Genomic DNA, 20,585 nt, shown 5'->3' on the forward strand with positions numbered 1-20,585 from the left:
ACATGATGAGTGGGAGCCAAGTATGATTCCTGATTAATGGACTAGAATAAGCATCAATAGTCTGATTTGTCTCAATGTTTTCTCCACAGGTGGTTTGGGGTAGACTGACCGAAAATATCTAATAAGTGACGTTATGCAAAATCTTAAAAAAATCGGCGCCATTGGTGGTGCTATCTCATTAGCACTGTGTTGGCCATTGGCTGTCGGACAAATTGGTCAGTCCATCATTGAAGATGGTATTACCAATATGAATGATGAAATGATTAAAGGCGAAGTGGTCGAGTATCAGCGTGGCTACTTGTCTTCAGTCGTGCTGACTCGTTATTCAGTTGTTGATCCTGAGCTTAAAACGCAGCTAGAGCGTGATGGTATGCCAACGACGTTTGACGTAACCAGTGATGTTAGCCACGGTCTAACAAGCCTAACAGCTGATTCAAAATTGGTGGACAATGACTTTTTGCCTCTCACGATGCATAGCCAAACTCAACTAAATGGCAATACAGCATTTATCCTCGACCTAGACAGTTGGCATTATCGTAACGAAGCGCAAGGTGTTTCTGTTTCTACAAGCCCTGCAAAAGTAACAGGTGATGTGACGGTATTGGGTGATCTCAATTACCAAGTTTCCGTTCCTTCTGTTCAAGTGGATTTTGAAAACGGTGAAGAGCTTCATCTGAATGCATTGACAGGGCAAGGTAAAGGAAAGCAAGCAAAAGGCTACTGGTTAGGCGAGCAGTCTTTCTCTCTAGAGAAGCTGGATGTGGTTGATGCGAACTTGACGCCTGTCTTTTTGATTGAAAATGCGAGCTACCGTGGTAACACTACGATGAATGAGTCTGGTGATAAGCTGAACAGTCAGCTGAACCTAGATGCTAAGAAACTGCGTTTAACTGATGGGACGGATGTCGATAACTTTAAGTTGGATTTCTCAATTGCAGATGTGGATAGCCAGTCATTTGACCAAATTATGTCTATCTATCAAAGCTCTCCAATGTTAGACGAGCAGGAAATTGCGAGCTTATTGCCGCATGTTGACACGCTGTTTAGCAAAGGTTTTGATTTATCCGTGAACGAGCTTTCACTCGCGTTCGGTGACGGCAAGTTCCACAACGAGTGGCAACTATCCATCCCTGAAGGTACTGAGCATATTACTCAAGATCCAATGAAGTTGGTGACGGCCACTACTGGTGAACTTAGCACTTACTTCTCTGATGAATTAGTAACGCATTACCCATTTATTCAAGAAGGGATTGATGAGCTCCTTATTATGGAGTTGATCGAAAAAGTAGAGGGCGGTTATCAATTAAAAGCAGAAATTGGTGAAGGCAAATTGAAGTTCGAAAATGGGCATGAGTTCCCATTGGTGGCTCTACTTATGCCTGCTTTGATGCAACAACAGTAATTCGTGTTGTTGCGAATTTGTTCCAATTCAACGCTTAGTCTTTAAAAAGAGGTCGTAAGACCTCTTTTCTTGTTTTTATCACTGCGAAAACGTGATATTAATTTCGTAATATTTACATAGCAGGAGCAATGAGCATCATGGAACAAAATACGGACAACGTATTTAACTTCAGTGCAGGGCCAGCAGGTCTGCCTAAAGCAGTTATGCAGCAAGCACAACAGGAACTAATCGATTGGCAAGGCCTTGGTACTTCGGTCATGGAAATCAGCCACCGAAGCAAAGAGTTCATCAAAGTTGCAGAAGAAGCCGAGCAGGATTTACGTGATCTTCTGAATATTCCGGACAACTATAAAGTGCTGTTCTGCCAAGGTGGTGCTCGTGCTCAGTTTGCTGCTGTTCCTCTAAACTTACTTGGTGATGCCGATACGGCAACTTACATCGATGGTGGTTATTGGGCTGAAAGCGCGGTAGCTGAAGCGAAAAAATACTGCGAACCAGACGTGTTTGATGCAAAAACAGAAATCAACGGGAAAGTCGCGGTTCTACCTGCAAGTGAATGGAAAATTGCTCCAGAAGCGGCTTACGTTCACTTCTGTCCAAATGAGACCATTGATGGTATTGAGATTAACGATCTTCCTATCACCGACAAACCGATTGTTGCTGACATGTCTTCGACAATTCTTTCTCGTGAGATCGATGTGTCTAAATACGGTGTGATTTACGCGGGCGCTCAGAAAAATATTGGTCCTTCCGGCATTGCTATTGCTATCGTGCGCGATGATTTATTAGGTATGGCGAAGCAGGTTCTACCAAGTATCTTGGATTACACTGTTTTGGCAGAAAAAGAATCAATGTTCAACACGCCACCAACCTTTGCATGGTACCTGTCTGGTCTTGTTTTCAAATGGCTGAAGGGACAGGGCGGAGTAAAAGCGATTGAGCAAGTGAACCGCGCTAAAGCCGCGCTACTGTATGATTACATCGATCAGTCTGATTTCTACCGTAATGGCGTGCACTCAGCGAACCGTTCTTTGATGAACGTTCCATTTCAACTTGCTAAGCCTGAACTGGATGCAACCTTCCTTGAGTTAGCAGACTCTAAAGGGCTGAAAGCGCTAAAAGGTCACCGAGCAGTTGGTGGTATGCGAGCATCCATTTATAACGCAATGCCGCTAGAAGGCGTTCAAGCGTTAGTAGACTTCATGCAAGAGTTTGAGAAAAACTACGCGTAAGCTCAAACTGATAGTTGTTCTCCAAAGCGTCGCTATTGCGGCGCTTTTGTTTATCTCAACTCACATCATTCCAGGAAGGTAAAATGACCAAGGCAAATATTGAAGCGCTGACTAAGCAGTTCCCACTCTTGGCTGCACTTATTGATCTTGAAGAGGTTTGTTGGTTCAACCCCCATATCACTTCCTTGGAGGAAGGCTTACCTCATGTCGGGTTAGATGAAAAAGATATTCAAGCGGCGAGTGAACGGCTAACACGATTTGCGCCTTATTTGATGAAAGCGTTTCCCGAAACGGAAACGTCGCGTGGCGTTATTGAGTCCGCAGTGGTGGATATTCCCAATATGAAAGTGCGTTTGGAGCAGCAATACGACACGCCAATATTGGGCCATTTAATGCTCAAAAAAGACAGTCATTTGCCAATTTCTGGTTCGATCAAAGCGAGAGGTGGTATTTATGAAGTGCTCACTCATGCAGAAAAGTTGGCGTTTGATGCCGGCTTGCTCTGTGAAAGCGATGATTACAGCAAATTGTTCAGCAATGAGTTTCGGCAGTTTTTTAAGCAGTACAGTATTGCGGTTGGCTCAACCGGCAATCTTGGTATGTCCATCGGCATCATGAGTGCGAAGCTGGGTTTTTCAGTTTCAGTCCACATGTCTGCGGATGCGCGGGAATGGAAGAAAAATAAGCTCCGGTCACATGGTGTTAATGTCGTAGAGCACCAAGAAGATTATGGTATTGCTGTCGAGCAAGGTCGTAAAGAGGCAGAAAAAGATCCCAACTGTTTCTTTATCGATGATGAAAACTCACGGACGCTGTTTCTAGGTTACTCTGTTGCGGGTGAGCGTCTTAAGCAGCAATTTGATGACTTGGGAATCGTGGTTGATGAGCATCATCCATTGTTTGTTTATCTTCCTTGTGGTGTTGGCGGTGGACCTGGTGGGGTAGCATTTGGCTTGAAGGTAGCATTTGGCGAGCATGTCCACTGTATTTTCGCAGAGCCAACGCACTCACCGTGCATGCTGTTGGGCGTACATACAGGCTTGCATGACGATATTTCGGTGCAAGATTTGGGTATCGATAACATTACCGCCGCTGATGGTTTGGCAGTAGGTCGTGCCTCGGGATTTGTCGGAAGAGCGATGGAAAGGCTACTTGGTGGTTTTTACACCATTGATGACGCTCGTATGTATCACCACTTGGGTGAGTTAAGTGAACTGGAAGGTATTAATCTAGAGCCTTCTGCATTAGCCGGTATGATTGGGGCAGTGCACGTCTCGAATAACCATGCTTATCAGTCTCGAATGAAATTTGACGAAGAAAAACTCAAAAACGCAACACATCTTGTTTGGGCAACAGGTGGGGGCATGGTTCCGGAAGATGAAATGGCGGCTTATCTCAAAAAATCTGGTCGGTAAATCAGCACTGTATACGTGCTTAATTAGGTAACTAATAATACAGGAATAACAAAAGGGCTCATCGTTTGATGAGCCCTTCTCGTCACTGAAAATCGAATTATAGAGATTGTAATAGCTGGTAGTAACGACCTTTTTGAGCGAGTAGCGTTGGATGGTCGCCTTGTTCGATGATCTCACCTTGTTCCATCAAACAGATGCTATCCATACTTTCTAACTCTATCAGTCGGTGTGTAATGAATACTACTGTCTTATTAGCAAAGTGTTCATTGAAAAGCGCCATCACTTTTTGTTCCGTACGCTTATCGAGGCCTTCAGTCGGCTCATCTAAGAGTAGGATTGGGGCATCACGTAGCAATGCTCGAGCAATACCGATTCGGCGTTTCTCACCACCAGATAACTGACGACCGCCGTCGCCTAACCAAGCGTCTAAACCCGGCTCTTCAAGAAGTCCGCCAAGCTCGACTTTTTGTAAAATAGTAGACAGTTGCTCATCACTTGCGTCCGGAGCGGCCATGAGTAAGTTGTCACGTAGTGTCCCGTTTAGTACATCTACGCGTTGACTGACCACAGTCATTGCTGCTCGCAGGTCCGACTCGCTCCAATCTTGCAGTTTTGTACCACCGATTCGAACTTCACCTTGGTTTACATCCCAGTAGCGACAAAGAAGCTGAATCAGTGTTGATTTACCTGAACCTGTTTGACCTACAATTGCAGTTTTAGTGCCCAACGGTAGTGAGAGTGACAAGTCTTTCAGCACCTTTTGCTGACCGTCAGGGTAAGTAAAATCTATGTTGTCGAATTCAATGTCTAACGTTGTGTCTTTATGTTTCGACTGCTCAGGGAAGACAACGTCAGGTTCAGCCAAAATTACTTCATTTAAACGACGAGCAGAGGTCAACGTTTGACCGAGATACTGGAATGCGCCCGCGATAGGCATCAGAATCTCAAAGCTCGCCATGGTTGCAAACGCAAACAGCGCAATCCAAGGATCAGGAGCACGACCACCTACGCCGTCTGCAGCAAACCAAAGCATCACAACCAGTGTAATGCCGTTCACCAGCATAAGCAGGCCTGAAGCCATGCCCGTTAAATTCGCGTTCACAAATTGGTTAGACAGCAACTGCTTCTGCTTCTCTAGAATGAGATTACGATAACGTTCTTCTGCTCCAAAGATACTCAGTTCACTGTAGCCTTGAAGCCAGTCCAGTGTCGCCACTCGCAATTGCGCTTTATGATGAGTGAGATTCTCGCCATTGTTTTTACCCAGTTTATAGAACAGTACTGGCCATACAAACAACATGACGGTAAGAATCGAGCCAAGCAGTAGGGCGAGATGCCAATCAAAGAAAGCCAGGACAGCCGTTAAACTCAATATGCCAAAAACACCAATCACGACAGGGCTGATAAGTCGAAGGTAAACGTGATCCATCGCATCTACGTCCGCTACTAGGCGGTTGAGCAGATCGGCATCACGCATCGTAGAAACACGACCCGGAATCAGTGGTGCAAGTTTCTTAAAGAAGAAGATACGTAGATCGGTAAGCAGCTTGAACGTTGCATTGTGGCTGACGACACGTTCTCCCCATCGACCTGCGGTTCGAGCCATTGCAGCGCCGCGTACCCCGGCACCTGGTAACATGTAGTTGAAGGTCTCACGAGCAACCGTCAAGCCTGCCACCGCTGCGGCTGAAATAAACCAACCTGATAGCGTTAATAAGCCAATAGACGCCGCTAAGGTCAGAAATGCCAGTAGCATACCTAGCGAAAGACCAAACCAGTGTTTTTTATAGAGTTTTAGATAAGGGAGTAAATCACGCATCTAAGTTCCCCTTGTCTGTTTCACGTTGTGCGAGGTTCGCTTCCAACATGTCTTTAAATAAGCCACCTTCTGTCGACAGTGTGGCGTAATCACCACGTTGAACAATCTGGCCGTCCTGCATAACAAGAATTTGCGATACGTTTTGTAAAGGCGCAAGTTGGTGAGTAATCATCAAATTCGTTGTGGCATGCGCATACTTGTTAATGCCTTCCATCACGAGTTTTTCACTGCGAGCATCTAAGCTTGCGGTTGGTTCATCTAATAACCAAAAACGACCATTTTGTAGCATGGCGCGAGCCAGTGCTAAACGCTGCGCTTGGCCGACAGATAAACCACCAGAACGATCAGATATCGGATAATCCAACCCATGCATTTCAACAAATTCAGCAGCGCGAGAGTCATTCAACACAGAATGTACGTCTGCATCCTGAATATTGTGCTTACCTAGTGTGATGTTATCTCGAATGCTACCGTGTAATAGCATCGGGTTTTGACCAATCCAGCTTACTGCCTCTCGCCATGTGGCTAGATCCAGTTGCGACAATTCGCAGCCATTAATTTTTAAGCTACCTTGATAAGGCATGAAACCGAGGATTGTGTTTACCAAACTTGTTTTACCTGCGCCACTTGGTCCAACCAACGCTGTACTTTTGTTGGCTTCAAGAGAGAATGATAGGGGACCTGCGAGCTGCTTACCTTCCGGACTAAAAATGGTTAACTGGTCCGCTTCAATATGGATAGGGCTGTTTTTATCTAACGCTTGGGTACCATCTTTGATTTGATCGACTTCCAAATCCAGAAACTCGACAATGCTTTCTGCTGCGCCAACCGCTTGCTGTTTCGCATGATAGAACGTGCCCAAATCACGTAATGGCTGATAAAACTCTGGAGCAAGAATCAGAATGAACAAACCAGCAAAGAGCGTAACACTTGTGCCGTAGTAGCCGAAGTCCAGCTCCCCGATATAACTAAAGCCAAAGTAGACAGCGGTAATTGCGATAGAAATAGAAGTGAAAAACTCTAACACCGCAGAAGACAGAAACGCGATTTTCAGAACGTCCATGGTACGAGTACGAAAGACTTCTGAAGCCCCCTTTAGCGTCTCAGTTTCAGATTTTGTTCTATCGAATAAGCGAATGGTTGTCATTGCTTGCAAGCGGTCATAAAAGTGACCCGACAAACGCTGCATCGCTTTAAAGTTTTTACGGTTTGCTTCTGCGGCTTTCATCCCAACCAGTGCCATGAAAATAGGCACCAGTGGTGCAGTGACCAGGAAGATCAAGCCTGCTGCCCAGTTTACTGGGAATACGACAACCAAAATGATGAAAGGCACTAGTACCGATAATGACATTTGAGGCAAGTAGCGTGAGAAGAAATCTTGCATATCTTCTACCTGTTCTAAGATGAGCGTTGCCCAACTGCCAGCAGGTTTGCCTTTGATGTAAGCTGGCCCAAGTTTATGAACTTTATCTAAAATGAGTTGGCGAATATAAACTCGAATTTGCTCCCCGCAACGGTAACCGGCAAGCTCTCGACCCCAGGTACAAGCAGCTCGACCGATAACCGTGCCACCGAGCCCAACAAAATGCCAAATGAGGTCGGCTTTGTCGACTTGGTCAATGATTAACTGGTGCAGAATGGAGGCGAGCAGGGCTGCTTGAGCCAATAAAAACACGCTTGAAAGTACGCCTAGGCCTATCGCAATCATAAGCCAGCGCTTGGCTAACTTACTTTGTTGCTTCAGCCACTTATTCAAGCTGCTTTGCTTTTTCTTATCCATCGTGAAGGCTTAATGATAATTGTTTTAATGAGGCGGTAGTATACAAAAGAAAACCCAGCGGGAATACCGCTGGGCTTTAAGGATATGACACAAATGTGAAAAGTTATTTGTCACCAAGTGAGTCTAAGAAACGTTCAGCATCTAATGCAGCCATACAACCTGTACCTGCAGAGGTGATCGCTTGACGGTAGTTGTGGTCCATTACGTCGCCAGCTGCAAATACACCTTCGATACTAGTTTGTGTTGCGTTGCCTTCAAGACCTGATTGAACGATGATGTAGCCATCTTTCATGTCTACTTGGCCTTCAAAGATTTGTGTGTTTGGCTGGTGGCCAATTGCGATGAATGCACCCATTACATCGATATCTTCTGTCGCACCGCTGTTCACGTCTTTAATGCGGACGCCCGTTACGCCCATATCGTCACCCAGTACTTCATCGAGAGTGCGATCGGTATGAAGAACGATATTACCGCTTTCAACTTTATCCATCAGACGTTTCACAAGGATCTTCTCTGCGCGGAATGAATCGCGGCGGTGGATCAGGTGAACTTCTGACGCAATGTTAGATAGGTATAGCGCTTCTTCAACAGCCGTGTTACCACCGCCCACAACTGCAACTTTCTGATTACGGTAGAAGAAACCGTCACAGGTTGCACAAGCAGAAACGCCGCGACCTTTAAATGCTTCTTCAGACTCAAGGCCAAGGTATTTTGCTGATGCGCCGGTAGATATGATTAAGGCATCACAAGTGTACTCACCTGAGTCGCCTTTTAAACGAAATGGGCGTTGTGATAGCTCTACTTCATAGATGTGATCAAATACGATTTCAGTTTCGAAACGCTCGGCGTGTTCTTTCATGCGATCCATCAATGCTGGACCTGTCAGTCCCTCAGCATCGCCTGGCCAGTTTTCAACTTCAGTTGTGGTGGTTAGCTGACCACCTTGTTGCATTCCCGTCACAAGCACAGGGTTTAAGTTTGCACGCGCTGCGTAGACGGCAGCTGTGTATCCTGCAGGACCAGAACCAAGAATTAATAATTTACAGTGTTTTACGTCGCTCATTATGGCTCCAAAAAGGGCGTAACATTTCCCTCGATTGTATGGAAATTCTTAGTGCTTTAAAAGCATAAACAACGATTGTGATCGAATAATTGGTTATAGATTAGAACCCACTAAATATTGATTGAGAACGTTGACTTCTAGCATAAAATTCTATTCGTAGTAGAGAAGTCTAGTTTCAAATATTGTCAAAGCGTAAAACTGAAACATGGCTCTGTTTTTGTGGTTTGGTTTGGTTTGTTATGTTGTTTTTGTCGTTTTGTTGAAGCTATCAACGTTAAAAGCTGGTAATTGCAGAATATTTGCGTAACCTAGTGTGTAAATTAAATGTTAATTAATGTGCCTCATTAAAGGAGCAAATGATGTTACATTCACGTGAGAATACTCTACATTTAACACAGCTCAGCATGGCAGCAATTGAGCAGCTTTCCCCATCGTTTGAAGAACTGCCTCGTACCGAACATGCAGATGGTCAGTATCGACTACGACGTTATTCTGTGGTTGGCTTTGATAACGGCAAAGTCATCGACTTAAATAAAAATAGCTTTGTTCAATCCTCTGATATCAACCGATTTCAAGGTGATGTAGTAAGACAATTCGAGCCAATTGAGAAGGATATTCTTACCAGCGATGGATTTCGAGAAATGTGTGAATTGTTTGTCAATGCGAATCATCTGCCAAACGGTCAAGAAATAGAAATTCACCAAATCCGTATCAGGGCACTGGAAGAAGAAACCCAAGTAGCACCTGAAGGTGTGCACCAAGACGGTTTTGATCATATTGCAATGGTTGGTGTGGGACGCCATAACATCATCGGTGGCGACATCATGCTGTACAGCAGCCATAACCAAGCCCCATTTTTCCGTAAAGTGCTAGAAACCGGAGAGGTCGCAATCTTGGCTGATAGCAAGCTGTGGCATAACGCGTGCCCAATCCGCTCTGTTATTGATGACGAAGCGGGCCATATGGATGTATTTGTACTTACTGCTACGGATAAGCGTAATGAACTTCAATCTTAATCAGATCAGAGAGCAATTTCCGGCGTTGGCTCAATACCATAACGACAAGCCCGTGACGTTTTTTGATGGTCCAGGTGGCTCACAAGTGCCTCAACCAGTACTAGACAGCATGGTTGGGTATTTAGGTCGTTTCAACGCTAACTTAGGCGGGCATTATTTTTCTAGCCAAGTGACCGTTGACGTAATGCAAAATGCGCGTGAGTCGGCTCAGGCTCTACTTAATGCCCCTTCATCTGGCAATATTGTCTTCGGTGCCAATATGACCTCACTAACCTTTCAGCTTAGTCGCGCGATTAGTCGAGATTGGCAAGCAGGAGATGAGATCATTGTCTCCGCTTTGGATCACTATTCAAATGTATCCAGCTGGCAGCAAGCGGCAGAAGATAAAGGCGTTACGGTTCATCAAGTTCGTATCAACGAAGAAGATTGTACGCTTGATATGGAGCATTTAAGCCGCCTTCTTTCTGATAAAACGCGCCTTGTCGCTGTGACTTATGCATCGAACACGACGGGCTCTATTGTGGATGTACAGCAAGTAGTCAGCATGGCGCACAATGTTGGGGCACAAGTTTATGTGGATGCCGTCCATTATGCGCCTCATCATTTGGTTGATGTTCAAGCGTTAGGTTGTGACTTTTTAGCTTGCTCAGCTTACAAGTTTTTCGGACCACACGTTGGTATTGCTTACATAGCCGATCAGTGGCTTCACAGTATTCGCCCTTACAAAGTCGAGCCTGCCACTAATATAGGCCCTGGTCGATTTGAAACAGGAACGCAAAGTTTTGAAGGTCTTGCTGGTGTCGTTTCTGCGGTTGAGTATCTGGCTCAATTTGGTGAAGTCGGTTTACCTCTTCGCCAACGATTGGAGCAAAGCTACCAACTGTATGAACAACATGAGCAGCGCTTGAGTGAGCGTTTCTTGCAGCGTTTGAATGCATTAGATGGTGTCAATCTATTCGGTATCGCAAAGGAAGATAGCCAACTCCGCACGCCAACTTTTGCGCTAACGTTTGACCGATATTCTCCAGAGTTCATCGCGAAAACACTGGGTGAACATAACATTTGTGTATGGAATGGTCACTTTTATGCGTTGGGCTTAGTTCGTCAACTTGGTTTAGAAGAATCGGGTGGTGTAGTGCGAATTGGTTGTATGCATTACAACACAATAGAAGAAGTCGATATGTTATTCGATGTGCTAGAAAGCATCCTTGACGCATAACTAACGATTTCTTCCTAATAGAAAAACAAAAGCTCGAGTCAAACTCGAGCTTTTTTCATTTTTATTTGAATCAACGCGTTCTGCAAGCGATTACTCACTAACTTCAACTTCATAGGAAGTGAATTTTCTTACATTAATAACGCCGGTATCAAAGATGAGGTATTGACCTTTGATGCCTTGCAAAGTGCCAGTAACAACCGGGTTTTTATCGAAGTTATGCGAAGTGATCTTCGTTGGGTGCTGTTGTACCGGGTAGCTAAGGTCGGTAATGCTTTCGTTTAATACTTCAATGGCATCTTCGCCGAATTGCTGTTTTATCTCGGCAATTTTCTCTTCGACTAAAGGCAATAGCTCAGCAAAACGGTCCTGCAATGCCATAGGTTCACCGTCACCTTTTAGCAGTGTGCGCCAATTGGTCTTGTCTGCGATATGTTTCGCCAGTTCAACTTCAATTAAACCGGAGATATGGCGAGTTTTTACTTTAAAAATTGGCAAGCCCTGAGTCGCGCCTTGGTCAATCCAACGAGTCGGGATTTGAGTATGACGAGTAATACCAACTTTTAAGCTGGATGTGTTGGACAGGTAGACAAAGTGATCCACCATGCAATTCTCTTCACCCCATTGTGGTTCGCGACAAGTCCCTTGATCGTAGTGGCAGGTCTCTGGCTTCATGATACACATGTCGCAGCTTGCTAGCTTTTTCATGCATACAAAACAGTGGCCTTGCGAATAACTCTTTTTCGTTTTCTTTCCACATGAGCAACAAAAAATATTGCCAGTGTGAGTCAGTGTGAGCGTTTTACCCAGAAAAGGAGTTAAGTCGATTTCTTCCTCACCGACAGGAAGACGGTAGTTGACGGCACCGTCCAGAGAAGCACGCATTTTGTTTAGCGTGCCAGTTGCAATTAATGACATGACATTACTCATTATTGTGTTTTTGCACAGTATATACTGAAGTGGAGAAGAGATGCAGGGTTGACAGGAGCTTTAAAGTAAATGTCTTGCACTAAATTATTATGCATCGTGTTTTATTTTCTAAAAATTATGGCTGTGAAATGCTTCGCAAATAGAAGTTGGGCTGCACTTTTTAGAAATTTTAAAACGTGATAACGGTTCAAAATCCGTTACCATGTGTCGAAACTAAGAATTGAATGAAAAAGCGATTTTATTTCTTGATAAATCACCTTGATTTCATTTTTGAAATTATTGAACCCCACGTATTGTATAATCTCAGCAGGTCACTTGCCCATGAAGTGGATCCATAACTTTATCTTTGCTCTTTCTATTTGCACTATCAGTTTGGTTGCCCTTTATAGTGTGCTTGGCGATACGCGAAAGCTGACCATTACACCTGAGCATTTCAATATCTATGCAACTAAAGATGCCAGTGAAGGAGGTGTGAGTGAGGCAGATATCACATACGATCGGCAAAGCCTAGTCCTTAGCTGTGAACTAAAGCAGAGCTCGTATGCTTGGCCTTACTGCGGAATCTCGGTTTATACCGATTCAGCAACGCCAACACAGGGTATTGACCTTTCCAACTACCATACGATTCGATTGAAGGTGCGATATGAAGAGGCAGGAATAGGGGCTAACCCTAGCCACGACCTACGTTTGTATCTTCGCAATTATAATTCTGAGTATTCCAAGCCGGACGACGAGTACACCATTAAATATAATGGCATGCAGTTTTCTCCGTCGGGTTCGAGCGATATTGTCGAAATTCCGATTAAAAATCTTCAGGTGATGACCTGGTGGTTAGCAGATAACGGAGTCGCGATTGAGCACTCTGCACCTGAATTTTCAAACATCACACGTATTGATATTGCAACTGGGTCTGGTGCGGCACTTGGTAAACATAGAATTGTGATTGATAAAATTGAGTTTGAAGGCGCTTACCTTGCGCAAGAAACATTGTTGTATGCATTATTACTCTCTTGGATGGCGCTTGGACTGGCTTTTTCACTGCATGAGTTACGAAAAAATAGAGTGGCTTATGAAAAAGCGCAAAAGCGTCACCGTCATTTGGAAAAGGTGAATGATACTTTGCGAGCTCAAAACTATGAGTTTGCAGAGCTAGCGCATCGAGATGCTTTGACGGGCGCGATGAACCGATATGCTGTGCAACACTGGCTGGAACAACAATCTCGTCAGGTTCGATGGGGGCATAACACCTTCAGTATTCTCTATTTGGACTTGGATAAGTTTAAAAAGGTGAACGACAAATTTGGGCACCAAATGGGGGATGACATATTGCGCGAATTTGTCATGGTGGTAGCGACTTCTATTTACTCAGACGATCGACTCGTTCGTTGGGGCGGCGAAGAGTTTGTCGTATTTTGCCCTGATACCAATATTGAACAAGCGTTAGAGAAGGCAGAAATGATTCGCAAAAATGTGGAGGATCATTTGTGGGTGCACGGTGAATCATTAACTTGCAGTATTGGCATTGCCCAAATGCAGAATGAACGCGTCTCAGAAACCATGGCGAGAGCTGACGAAGTGTTGTATCAGGCGAAGCGCAATGGTCGCAACCGAGTGGAAGCTCATTATGGTTTACTTGCTTGCGAAAAGAAGCAAGCCTGATAGCCGTTCACTGAAAGGAAAAAAAAAAGGTGGCCAACTGGCCACCAAGAGGGAAACTGCTGAACACCACTTAGGGGGGAAGTTTGGGTTATCGATACGATTACCGTGAGCAGCAGTGTAGTGCTAATCGAACTTGCTATTTTTACCAGAACAACCAAGCGAAAAGCGTTAGTGCAGCAATACAGGCAATGTTTAATACGAAACCAATTCGCATCATTTCTTTTTGCTTGATATGACCCGTACCGAACACAATCGCGTTTGGAGGTGTTGCAACTGGTAACATAAATGCACAAGATGCAGCGACGGCAATCAGTGCAGAAAGAATAACCGGAGACATGCCCAAGGCTTCTGCAATGGTCGCAAATACAGGGACAAGTAGCGCAGCACTGGCGGTGTTACTCGCAAACTCAGTTAAGAAGACAACAAAAGCAACCACTGCAAGAATCGTTAAGAGAATACCGGCTTGCTCAAGGAAGCCTGACAAGCTATGAGCTAAAAATACGCTTGTTCCGGTTGCTTTTAGGACGTTACTCAGACAGATACCACCACCAAATAGGATTAACACACCCCAGTCGGTTGTTTTCTCAATATCTTTCCACTCGACGGCGCGAGAAGCACCAAGTAGAAGGATGGCGCCAATAGCTACAAGAGTATCGAACTTCGCGAAGCCACCCAGCATAGCGTTAATAGGCTTACTGAATATCCACAACGTCACGGTCAGTAAGAAAATCGCCAACGTAATCATTTTGCCGTTTGTCCATTCGACTGGTTGATGGTCAAGGTCAAACTTGTGGCTAAGGTCAGGCTTAGTCATCGTGTACAATACGAGGATAGCGATTGGCATTAATACTAGGGAAATAGGTACACCAAACTTCATCCATTCAGTGAAGCTTAGGCCAACTTCAGCGGCTGCAATTGCGTTTGGTGGGCTACCAACCAGTGTTGCAATACCACCAATTGAAGCACTGTAAGCGATACCGAGTAGAACAAACAAAAAGGTGTTGTGGTTTTTCTTGGCGTCTAGCTTTGTCATCACACCCAGCACAAGCGGTAACATCATCGCGGCGGTGGCGGTGTTTGAAATCCACATTGACAGGCCAGCACTCACACCAAATAGCATGAATACAGCGACAGACATTTTTCCTCTTGCCAGCAATAGTACTTTATCTGCAATAGCTTGATCTAACTTTTGTTTATGTAGAGCCGCAGCTAGTGCAAAACCACCCAAAAATAGAAAAATGATGGAGTTGGAAAAGTTATTCAGTGCGGCTTGAGTGTTGAACACACCTAAAAATACCGCAAGTAGTGGTATGAGCAGCGCAGTAATGCTGACGTGAATCGCTTCGGTTAGCCACAAAATAGCAACAAAAACTAAGATGCTCAGGCCGGTTACTACTTGTGGTTCAAAGGGTAAGGTATTAAACAAGATAATGAACAATAGGATATTCGCGTTCAAAATCATGCTGTTGCGAGTGAAGAACCAATTCTTCAATGTCACAGCGAGTGCGGTCATGGGTAGTGCTCCTTTTGCATTGCCTTTTGTCGGTTTTTTTATGGCAAAGTAACTGACTTGTAGTTATTTATTGATGAAATGTTACTTTGAATGCGAAAAAGAGTTTTGCCTGAATCGTAGAGCAAATTAGAAAGTGTGATGTTGAGAATTGGAAATGGGTAGAAAACTACCCATTTGTTTTATAGAAATGTTACTAGGCTTGTGAGCCACGTTATTCCTCTATTCGACGGGGACTTGAAGAGGCTCGTTAGCTGCTTTATTTGGCTCTTTTACTGCAACGATAGGTTCTTGAGGGCCAAGAAACTTAGGCTGCGTATTGATAATATACAGGTCTAAAAACGCTTTCACACGGGCTAGCAGTTCTCGAACACGCATCGATGTTTTTTGCTTGTTGGCCGTCGGCCCTGCTACCGCGAGACACTGCGCATCAATGCTGTAAGCATCAGCGATGAACAGTGCGCGTTCACAGTGAAAGCGCTGAGTCACAATCAGAAATCGCTCCGAAGCAAAAATTTTTTTCGCTCGTACAATCGAATCTAAGGTACGAAAGCCAGCATAATCAAGGTGAATCACTTCTTCAGGCACGCCTGCTTTAAGTAAGTCGCGTTTCATTGTCCACGGTTCGTTGTATGAACGGTGGGCGTTATCGCCACTCAATAAAAACTGTTTTACTTTGCCTTGGTTGTAAAGCTCAATCGCCGCATTAATGCGATGAGTGTAATAAGTGTTGAGGATCTTTCCGATGTATTTACTGGTACCAAGAACTACGGCAACCTCATGTTGAGGGATTTGCTCGTATTCAGTGAAAATGCTCTCTTTGGCTTGTAAAACCACCCACCGGTCGATGGCAATAACAGAAACAAGCAGACTAAGTGCAGAGATCGACAAAATCAAAGCAAATCGCTTCCAGGAAAATTTCAGCTTCCACTTTGATCTTATGCGAGAAAACAACAAAACGTTTTATATCCTTAACTAAAAATGTAGTTCTCATCATATCTGATAGAAACAAAAAGAGAGAAGCCCATTTATGCCAAAATCTGGTTAGGATGATAAAAAAATAAAAGCCCCTACATGGTAGGGGCTAATTATTAAACGAATTGTCTCAAGCTTAGAACGCAGTGCGTTTGTAGCGGCGGTAAACAGGTTGCCAGAACGACTGTTCAATTGCCACGTTCAATGCTTCATCAGTAATTTCTAATGCGACACCTTGTTCAATTGCCTTTTTACCAACGGCAAATGCGATTTTTTTCGACACTAAGTGGATCTCTTCCAGTGGTGGAAGTAGTGCACCACGACCATTGATTGCTAGAGGAGAACATGTTGCTAGCGCGCGACTTGATTCCATTAGCATCTCGTCAGTGACACGTTTTGCATTGACAGCAAGTACACCAAGGCCAATGCCTGGGAAGATGTAGCTGTTGTTACATTGTGCAATAGGGTAAGTGCGACCTTCATGAACCACTGGCTCAAATGGGCTACCTGTTGCAACCAGTGCTTCACCATTTGTCCAACGAATGATGTCGTTCGGTGTCGCTTCCACGCGGCTTGTTGGGTTCGACAGTGGGAAGACAATCGGACGCTTACAGTGTTTATGCATTTCTTCGATGACTTCTTGGCTAAATAGGCCAGGAGCACCAGAAACACCAATTAGTACCGTTGGCTTGGCGTTACGCATTACATCGAGTAGTGAGAAGCCATTTCCTTCATTTTCCCACTCTTTCGTATTGGTATGCTTTTGCACCAAGCGTTGTTGGAAATCAAGAAGGTTAGGCATGCCTTCTTGTAACAGACCCCAACGGTCAACCATGTAAACTTGTGAGCGAGCTTGCTCGTCAGAAATTCCTTCCGATACCATTTGTGCGATGATCGCTTCTGCGATACCACAACCAGCAGACCCTGCGCCTAGGAAGGTAATACGTTGTTTAGAAAGCTGAGTTCCTGCTGCTTTACAAGCTGCAAGTAGAGAGCCAACAGTAACAGCAGCAGTACCCTGAATATCATCATTGAAACAACACACGCGGTCTTTGTAACGCTCTAGAAGAGGCATCGCATTTTTCTGAGCAAAGTCTTCGAACTGGATCAAAGCATCAGGCCAACGGCGCTGTACCGCTTGGATAAACTCTTCTACAAATGCATCGTATTCTGCACCCGTAATACGAGGATGACGCCAACCCATGTACATCGGATCAGCTAAGCGTTGCGGGTTATTGGTACCCACATCAAGCACGATTGGTAGCGTATAAGCAGGGCTGATACCGCCACACGCGGTATATAGTGACAGTTTACCGATAGGAATACCCATGCCGCCGATACCTTGGTCACCCAAGCCAAGGATACGTTCGCCATCTGTCACAACAATCACTTTAACGTTGTGGTTTGCTGCGTTGTTCAGCAAGTCGTCAATACGGTCACGGTTCGGGTATGAAATGAACAGACCACGACCACGACGGTAAATGTTAGAGAAGTTTTCACATGCTGCGCCAACAGTCGGCGTGTAGATGATAGGCATCATCTCAGAAATGTGATTTTGCACTAGGCGGTAATACAATGTTTCGTTGGTGTCTTGGATATTACGCAGATAAATGTGTTTATCCATATCGCTTTCGAAACTTTTGTATTGCTGGTAGGCACGTTCCACCTGCTCTTGGATAGTTTCGGTCGACTCTGGAAGCAGACCTTCTAAGTTGAATGAACTACGTTCTTCAGCAGAGAATGCACTGCCTTTGTTCAAAAGAGGGGTTGCTAAAAGAGCCGGACCCGCATATGGAATATATAGTGGGCGTTTATCGTTGTTCATTGGGTGCCTTATGTAGGGTTGAAGGATGCGCACCAAATTTTAACGGGTTCACTATTTAGTTGTAAACATGCGTTGATGCACATCAATGTAATGTCGCAAAAAAATTCAGATACCGACGAAAATATCGGCAATATTGGTTGTTTAGAGATACCTAAAGCAGGATTTTTTTACTTGGGTATAATGTTTTGCATCATCAAATCAAATCCAATTTCTATGTTTCAACTACCTATCGACAGCCTGCAAGCCGAGTTTGACCATCATGTAAGCCTTAACCATCTTGTGGTGGAAGCCGAAACCGGGTCGGGTAAATCTACCCGCTTGCCCATGTGGGCGGCAAAACACGGACGCGTTCTGGTTATTGAACCACGTCGAATTGCTTGTACCTCGCTGGCTGAATTTCTTGCGGAGCAATCTGGAGAGCCAATAGGTCGCAAAGTCGGTTACGCGATCAAGCTTCATGCCTATTTTGATGAAAAAACCGAAGTTGTATTTGTCACTCCGGGGGTTGCACTGCGTTGGTTTTCGGAAAACAAGCTAGCAGACTTTGATATCGTGATAGTGGACGAATTTCACGAGCGACGCTGGGATATTGATCTATTAACCGCCATTTTGAAGCAAGAAAATCAACATCGATTGATCGTCACTTCCGCTACCTTAGAAGGCGAAAAGCTTGCTCGTTACCTGAATGCTAAGCGTCTGCGTTCGGAGGGACGTTGCTTTCCAGTCACGGTGACACATCGTTCTACAGACAGCCGCTATTTACCGAACAAAAAGGGATATGAACAGGAAGTTGTCGGAGCGGTAAAAGAAGCACTGGAAGATGAAGATGGCGATATTCTTGTTTTTCTCCCAGGACGTAAAGAGATCGCCCAATGCGCGCAGATGCTACAAAGCAGCAGTGATGTCATGGTGGTTAAACTTCATGCCTCGGTCAGTGATGAAGAACGACATCGTGCGCTGACGGTACAAAAGCAACGGAAAGTCGTATTGGCAACCAACGTCGCGGAAACCTCTCTGACCATTCCTAATATCCGTGTGGTAATCGATAGTGGTTTAGAGCGCAGAACTGTACAACGAAATGGACGTACAGCACTGACATTAACCAACATTTCTAAGGCCAGTGCCGCGCAGCGAATGGGGCGAGCAGGTCGCGTTACCGAAGGGGCTTGTATTCGTCTATATGGTGAGCACGCGCCTTTAGAATTAGTGACGCCTCCAGAATTACACAGAGAAGAGCTCGTCGAGCCCATGCTGGCAGCGGCTTGTTGTGGGTACCGTCTCTCAACACTCGATTTTCTCGACTCAATTCCCCCAAAGTCGCTAGAGGCATCTCATTCGACGTTGTTATCCATGGAAGCGATTGATGAGGATGGCAATGTCACGCAGCACGGGAGAAAAGTATATCCACTACCCATTGATGCACTGTTTGCCGATCTCGTTACCAGAATTCAAGCGAGGCCAGAGAAGGAAGCAATGATTGATTTGGCTGCCGCCTTATCTGTGCCTGCGCAGCTCTATCAGCGACAAAGTGGTGAAGTTGCTGAGCTTCTATCTCAAGAGGAGCCATACGGATGTGATGCCTCTTTACTGATCCGTTTGGTTCGAGGGGAGCAACTCTCAGGCATTATCATTGACGCTAGCGCGCTCGAAGAGGCACAAGGTTTAGCGAAACAAATGCGAGAAGTGTTTGAATTGCCGGAACTTGACGTTGCCTCTCGATATAAACGTGAAGCGCTCTTTTTCTCCATCGCCTCATTGCACCCTGAGCTTGTGTTTGTCCGACGAGCTCGTCGAAGAGATGCCCTAGGAAATGGCGTAGTCGAGATGCTGGTTGGGCGTAACAGCCGCTTTCCTGATAAAGAAGAAGCGGCCATCGTGCTAGATAGCCATAGCGTGCCAGGACGAGGCGTTAAGCAAACACTAAACCTCGCATCGGTTATGATGCCTATCCCGCTGACGTTATTACGCGAACTTGAGCTAGGGGAGTGGCAACAAGGTGAGACGAATTATGAAGAGGAGACCCCAAGAGCAACGATGCACTTGGTCTACGCCGGACGAACAATCTGTACTGAACATCAAGCGTTAAAAGGTGATGTTGCTGTTCAGTCTATTGTCGAAATGATAGAAGACGAGACACTGTTACCAGGTTTTGCTTCTCAAAGAAAACAGCAAATCCAACACTGGAAACTCTACAACGCATTGGGCCTTAATGTCGAAGGAGAAGAGGTTAACGACTTGGCCTCCTTGACATTTTCTAGCTGGTTAAAGGATCAGTTGGAAACATTAGGCGTTGAAAACATCGATGATATGGCGTTGTTTGAACCAGAAGACTTAACATTTAATGGTGTTCCAGAATGGGAATACGACGATTTCACGGAGCAGTACCCTTTAGAACTTTCGCTGCCAGAACTCCAACTAGATGTCGAGTATTACGCGTCTCGCAAGCTGGTACAGGTCGTTTATCGAGAGGGAAACCGTAAGGGAGACCCGAAGCGTTGGGAGCTGCCACGCTGGGCTGGTTGGAAGATACAGTATAAAAAGGCCAGTCGAGTGATTGATGTGAAGTAGGTCGGCGGATGACGTTGTGACGAAAATGGATATTTTCTTGGTGAATCTATAATGATTTCATATTGATAGCGTTACTTACGTGTTGTTTTTAGTTTCTTAATTGAAATATTAATCAATTGAATGCTTATATATGGCGAAGCTGTACATCAGTTGTTACAAAGCTGGTTTTAATATT

Annotated in this window: 14 protein-coding genes; 7 read left to right on the plus strand and 7 right to left on the minus strand. The window is 44.9% G+C overall.

Going from position 1 to position 20,585, the window contains the following annotated elements:
• Positions 1-133 precede the first annotated feature (133 nt).
• From R7070_RS08510 to R7070_RS08520, 3 genes are all read left to right on the plus strand, one after another.
• Positions 134-1,402 (plus strand): DUF945 family protein, encoded by a 1,269-nt coding sequence (locus R7070_RS08510; RefSeq protein ID WP_256900339.1) that lies wholly within the window; start codon positions 134-136, stop codon positions 1,400-1,402.
• 137 nt (positions 1,403-1,539) lie between these two features.
• A complete protein-coding gene (gene serC, locus R7070_RS08515; protein ID WP_256900340.1) occupies positions 1,540-2,634 on the plus strand; it encodes a 3-phosphoserine/phosphohydroxythreonine transaminase in 1,095 nt (364 codons plus the stop codon).
• Positions 2,635-2,717: 83 nt separating this feature from the next.
• The gene (locus tag R7070_RS08520; RefSeq protein WP_256900341.1) at positions 2,718-4,049 is read left to right on the plus strand and encodes a D-serine ammonia-lyase; all 1,332 of its coding nucleotides are present in this window, start codon (positions 2,718-2,720) and stop codon (positions 4,047-4,049) included.
• 97 nt (positions 4,050-4,146) lie between these two features.
• Here R7070_RS08520 and cydC read toward each other — a convergent pair whose 3' ends face one another.
• The 3 genes from cydC to trxB form a co-directional block, all read right to left on the minus strand.
• On the minus strand, positions 4,147-5,868 hold the full coding sequence (cydC, locus tag R7070_RS08525; RefSeq protein ID WP_047100726.1) for a heme ABC transporter ATP-binding protein/permease CydC: 1,722 nt from the start codon (positions 5,866-5,868) through the stop codon (positions 4,147-4,149).
• Positions 5,861-7,648 (minus strand): heme ABC transporter permease/ATP-binding protein CydD, encoded by a 1,788-nt coding sequence (gene cydD, locus R7070_RS08530; RefSeq protein ID WP_256900342.1) that lies wholly within the window; start codon positions 7,646-7,648, stop codon positions 5,861-5,863. Before cydD ends, cydC begins: the two co-directional genes overlap by 8 nt.
• A gap of 103 nt (positions 7,649-7,751) precedes the next feature.
• Positions 7,752-8,711, minus strand: coding sequence for a thioredoxin-disulfide reductase (gene trxB / locus R7070_RS08535; protein WP_318141181.1), 960 nt, complete (start codon positions 8,709-8,711; stop codon positions 7,752-7,754).
• Between the two features lie 359 nt (positions 8,712-9,070).
• On the opposite strand from trxB, the gene R7070_RS08540 reads away from it, so the two are divergent.
• Complete coding sequence (locus R7070_RS08540) at positions 9,071-9,727, plus strand: 2OG-Fe dioxygenase family protein (protein WP_005377989.1); 657 nt, start codon at positions 9,071-9,073, stop codon at positions 9,725-9,727.
• Entirely contained in the window at positions 9,711-10,946 is a 1,236-nt protein-coding gene (locus R7070_RS08545; protein WP_005377986.1) for a cysteine desulfurase-like protein, read from the plus strand. The genes R7070_RS08540 and R7070_RS08545 overlap by 17 nt, the downstream gene beginning before the upstream one ends.
• Before the next feature lie 90 nt (positions 10,947-11,036).
• On the opposite strand, the gene R7070_RS08550 is transcribed toward R7070_RS08545, so the two are convergent.
• Positions 11,037-11,861 carry a DUF2797 domain-containing protein gene (locus R7070_RS08550; protein WP_005377984.1) on the minus strand — a complete coding sequence of 275 codons (825 nt, stop codon included), beginning with the start codon at positions 11,859-11,861 and terminating at the stop codon, positions 11,037-11,039.
• Positions 11,862-12,194: 333 nt separating this feature from the next.
• On the opposite strand from R7070_RS08550, the gene R7070_RS08555 reads away from it, so the two are divergent.
• Complete coding sequence (locus R7070_RS08555) at positions 12,195-13,532, plus strand: GGDEF domain-containing protein (protein WP_064353842.1); 1,338 nt, start codon at positions 12,195-12,197, stop codon at positions 13,530-13,532.
• Between the two features lie 142 nt (positions 13,533-13,674).
• Here R7070_RS08555 and R7070_RS08560 read toward each other — a convergent pair whose 3' ends face one another.
• The 3 genes from R7070_RS08560 to R7070_RS08570 form a co-directional block, all read right to left on the minus strand.
• The gene (locus R7070_RS08560) at positions 13,675-15,045 is read right to left on the minus strand and encodes an SLC13 family permease (RefSeq protein ID WP_017634863.1); all 1,371 of its coding nucleotides are present in this window, start codon (positions 15,043-15,045) and stop codon (positions 13,675-13,677) included.
• Between the two features lie 219 nt (positions 15,046-15,264).
• Positions 15,265-15,999, minus strand: coding sequence for a vancomycin high temperature exclusion protein (locus tag R7070_RS08565; protein WP_005388862.1), 735 nt, complete (start codon positions 15,997-15,999; stop codon positions 15,265-15,267).
• A gap of 154 nt (positions 16,000-16,153) precedes the next feature.
• Complete coding sequence (locus R7070_RS08570) at positions 16,154-17,842, minus strand: NAD-dependent malic enzyme (RefSeq protein WP_005377977.1); 1,689 nt, start codon at positions 17,840-17,842, stop codon at positions 16,154-16,156.
• 213 nt (positions 17,843-18,055) lie between these two features.
• Here R7070_RS08570 and R7070_RS08575 point away from each other — a divergent pair, with 213 nt between their 5' ends.
• Positions 18,056-20,410: a helicase-related protein gene (locus R7070_RS08575; protein WP_318141183.1), complete on the plus strand. Its 2,355-nt coding sequence runs from the start codon at positions 18,056-18,058 to the stop codon at positions 20,408-20,410.
• Positions 20,411-20,585: the final 175 nt, after the last annotated feature.

The organism is Vibrio sp. 1557 (assembly GCF_033340175.1).
GTDB lineage: Bacteria > Pseudomonadota > Gammaproteobacteria > Enterobacterales > Vibrionaceae > Vibrio > Vibrio alginolyticus.

Coding starts and splice junctions, on each gene's coding strand:
- R7070_RS08510 (WP_256900339.1), top strand. CDS start 134: ATGCAAAATCTTAAAAAAATCGGCGCCATTGGTGGTGCTATCTCATTA.
- serC (WP_256900340.1), top strand. CDS start 1,540: ATGGAACAAAATACGGACAACGTATTTAACTTCAGTGCAGGGCCAGCA.
- R7070_RS08520 (WP_256900341.1), top strand. CDS start 2,718: ATGACCAAGGCAAATATTGAAGCGCTGACTAAGCAGTTCCCACTCTTG.
- cydC (WP_047100726.1), bottom strand. CDS start 5,868: ATGCGTGATTTACTCCCTTATCTAAAACTCTATAAAAAACACTGGTTT.
- cydD (WP_256900342.1), bottom strand. CDS start 7,648: ATGGATAAGAAAAAGCAAAGCAGCTTGAATAAGTGGCTGAAGCAACAA.
- trxB (WP_318141181.1), bottom strand. CDS start 8,711: ATGAGCGACGTAAAACACTGTAAATTATTAATTCTTGGTTCTGGTCCT.
- R7070_RS08540 (WP_005377989.1), top strand. CDS start 9,071: ATGTTACATTCACGTGAGAATACTCTACATTTAACACAGCTCAGCATG.
- R7070_RS08545 (WP_005377986.1), top strand. CDS start 9,711: ATGAACTTCAATCTTAATCAGATCAGAGAGCAATTTCCGGCGTTGGCT.
- R7070_RS08550 (WP_005377984.1), bottom strand. CDS start 11,861: ATGTCATTAATTGCAACTGGCACGCTAAACAAAATGCGTGCTTCTCTG.
- R7070_RS08555 (WP_064353842.1), top strand. CDS start 12,195: ATGAAGTGGATCCATAACTTTATCTTTGCTCTTTCTATTTGCACTATC.
- R7070_RS08560 (WP_017634863.1), bottom strand. CDS start 15,045: ATGACCGCACTCGCTGTGACATTGAAGAATTGGTTCTTCACTCGCAAC.
- R7070_RS08570 (WP_005377977.1), bottom strand. CDS start 17,842: ATGAACAACGATAAACGCCCACTATATATTCCATATGCGGGTCCGGCT.
- R7070_RS08575 (WP_318141183.1), top strand. CDS start 18,056: ATGTTTCAACTACCTATCGACAGCCTGCAAGCCGAGTTTGACCATCAT.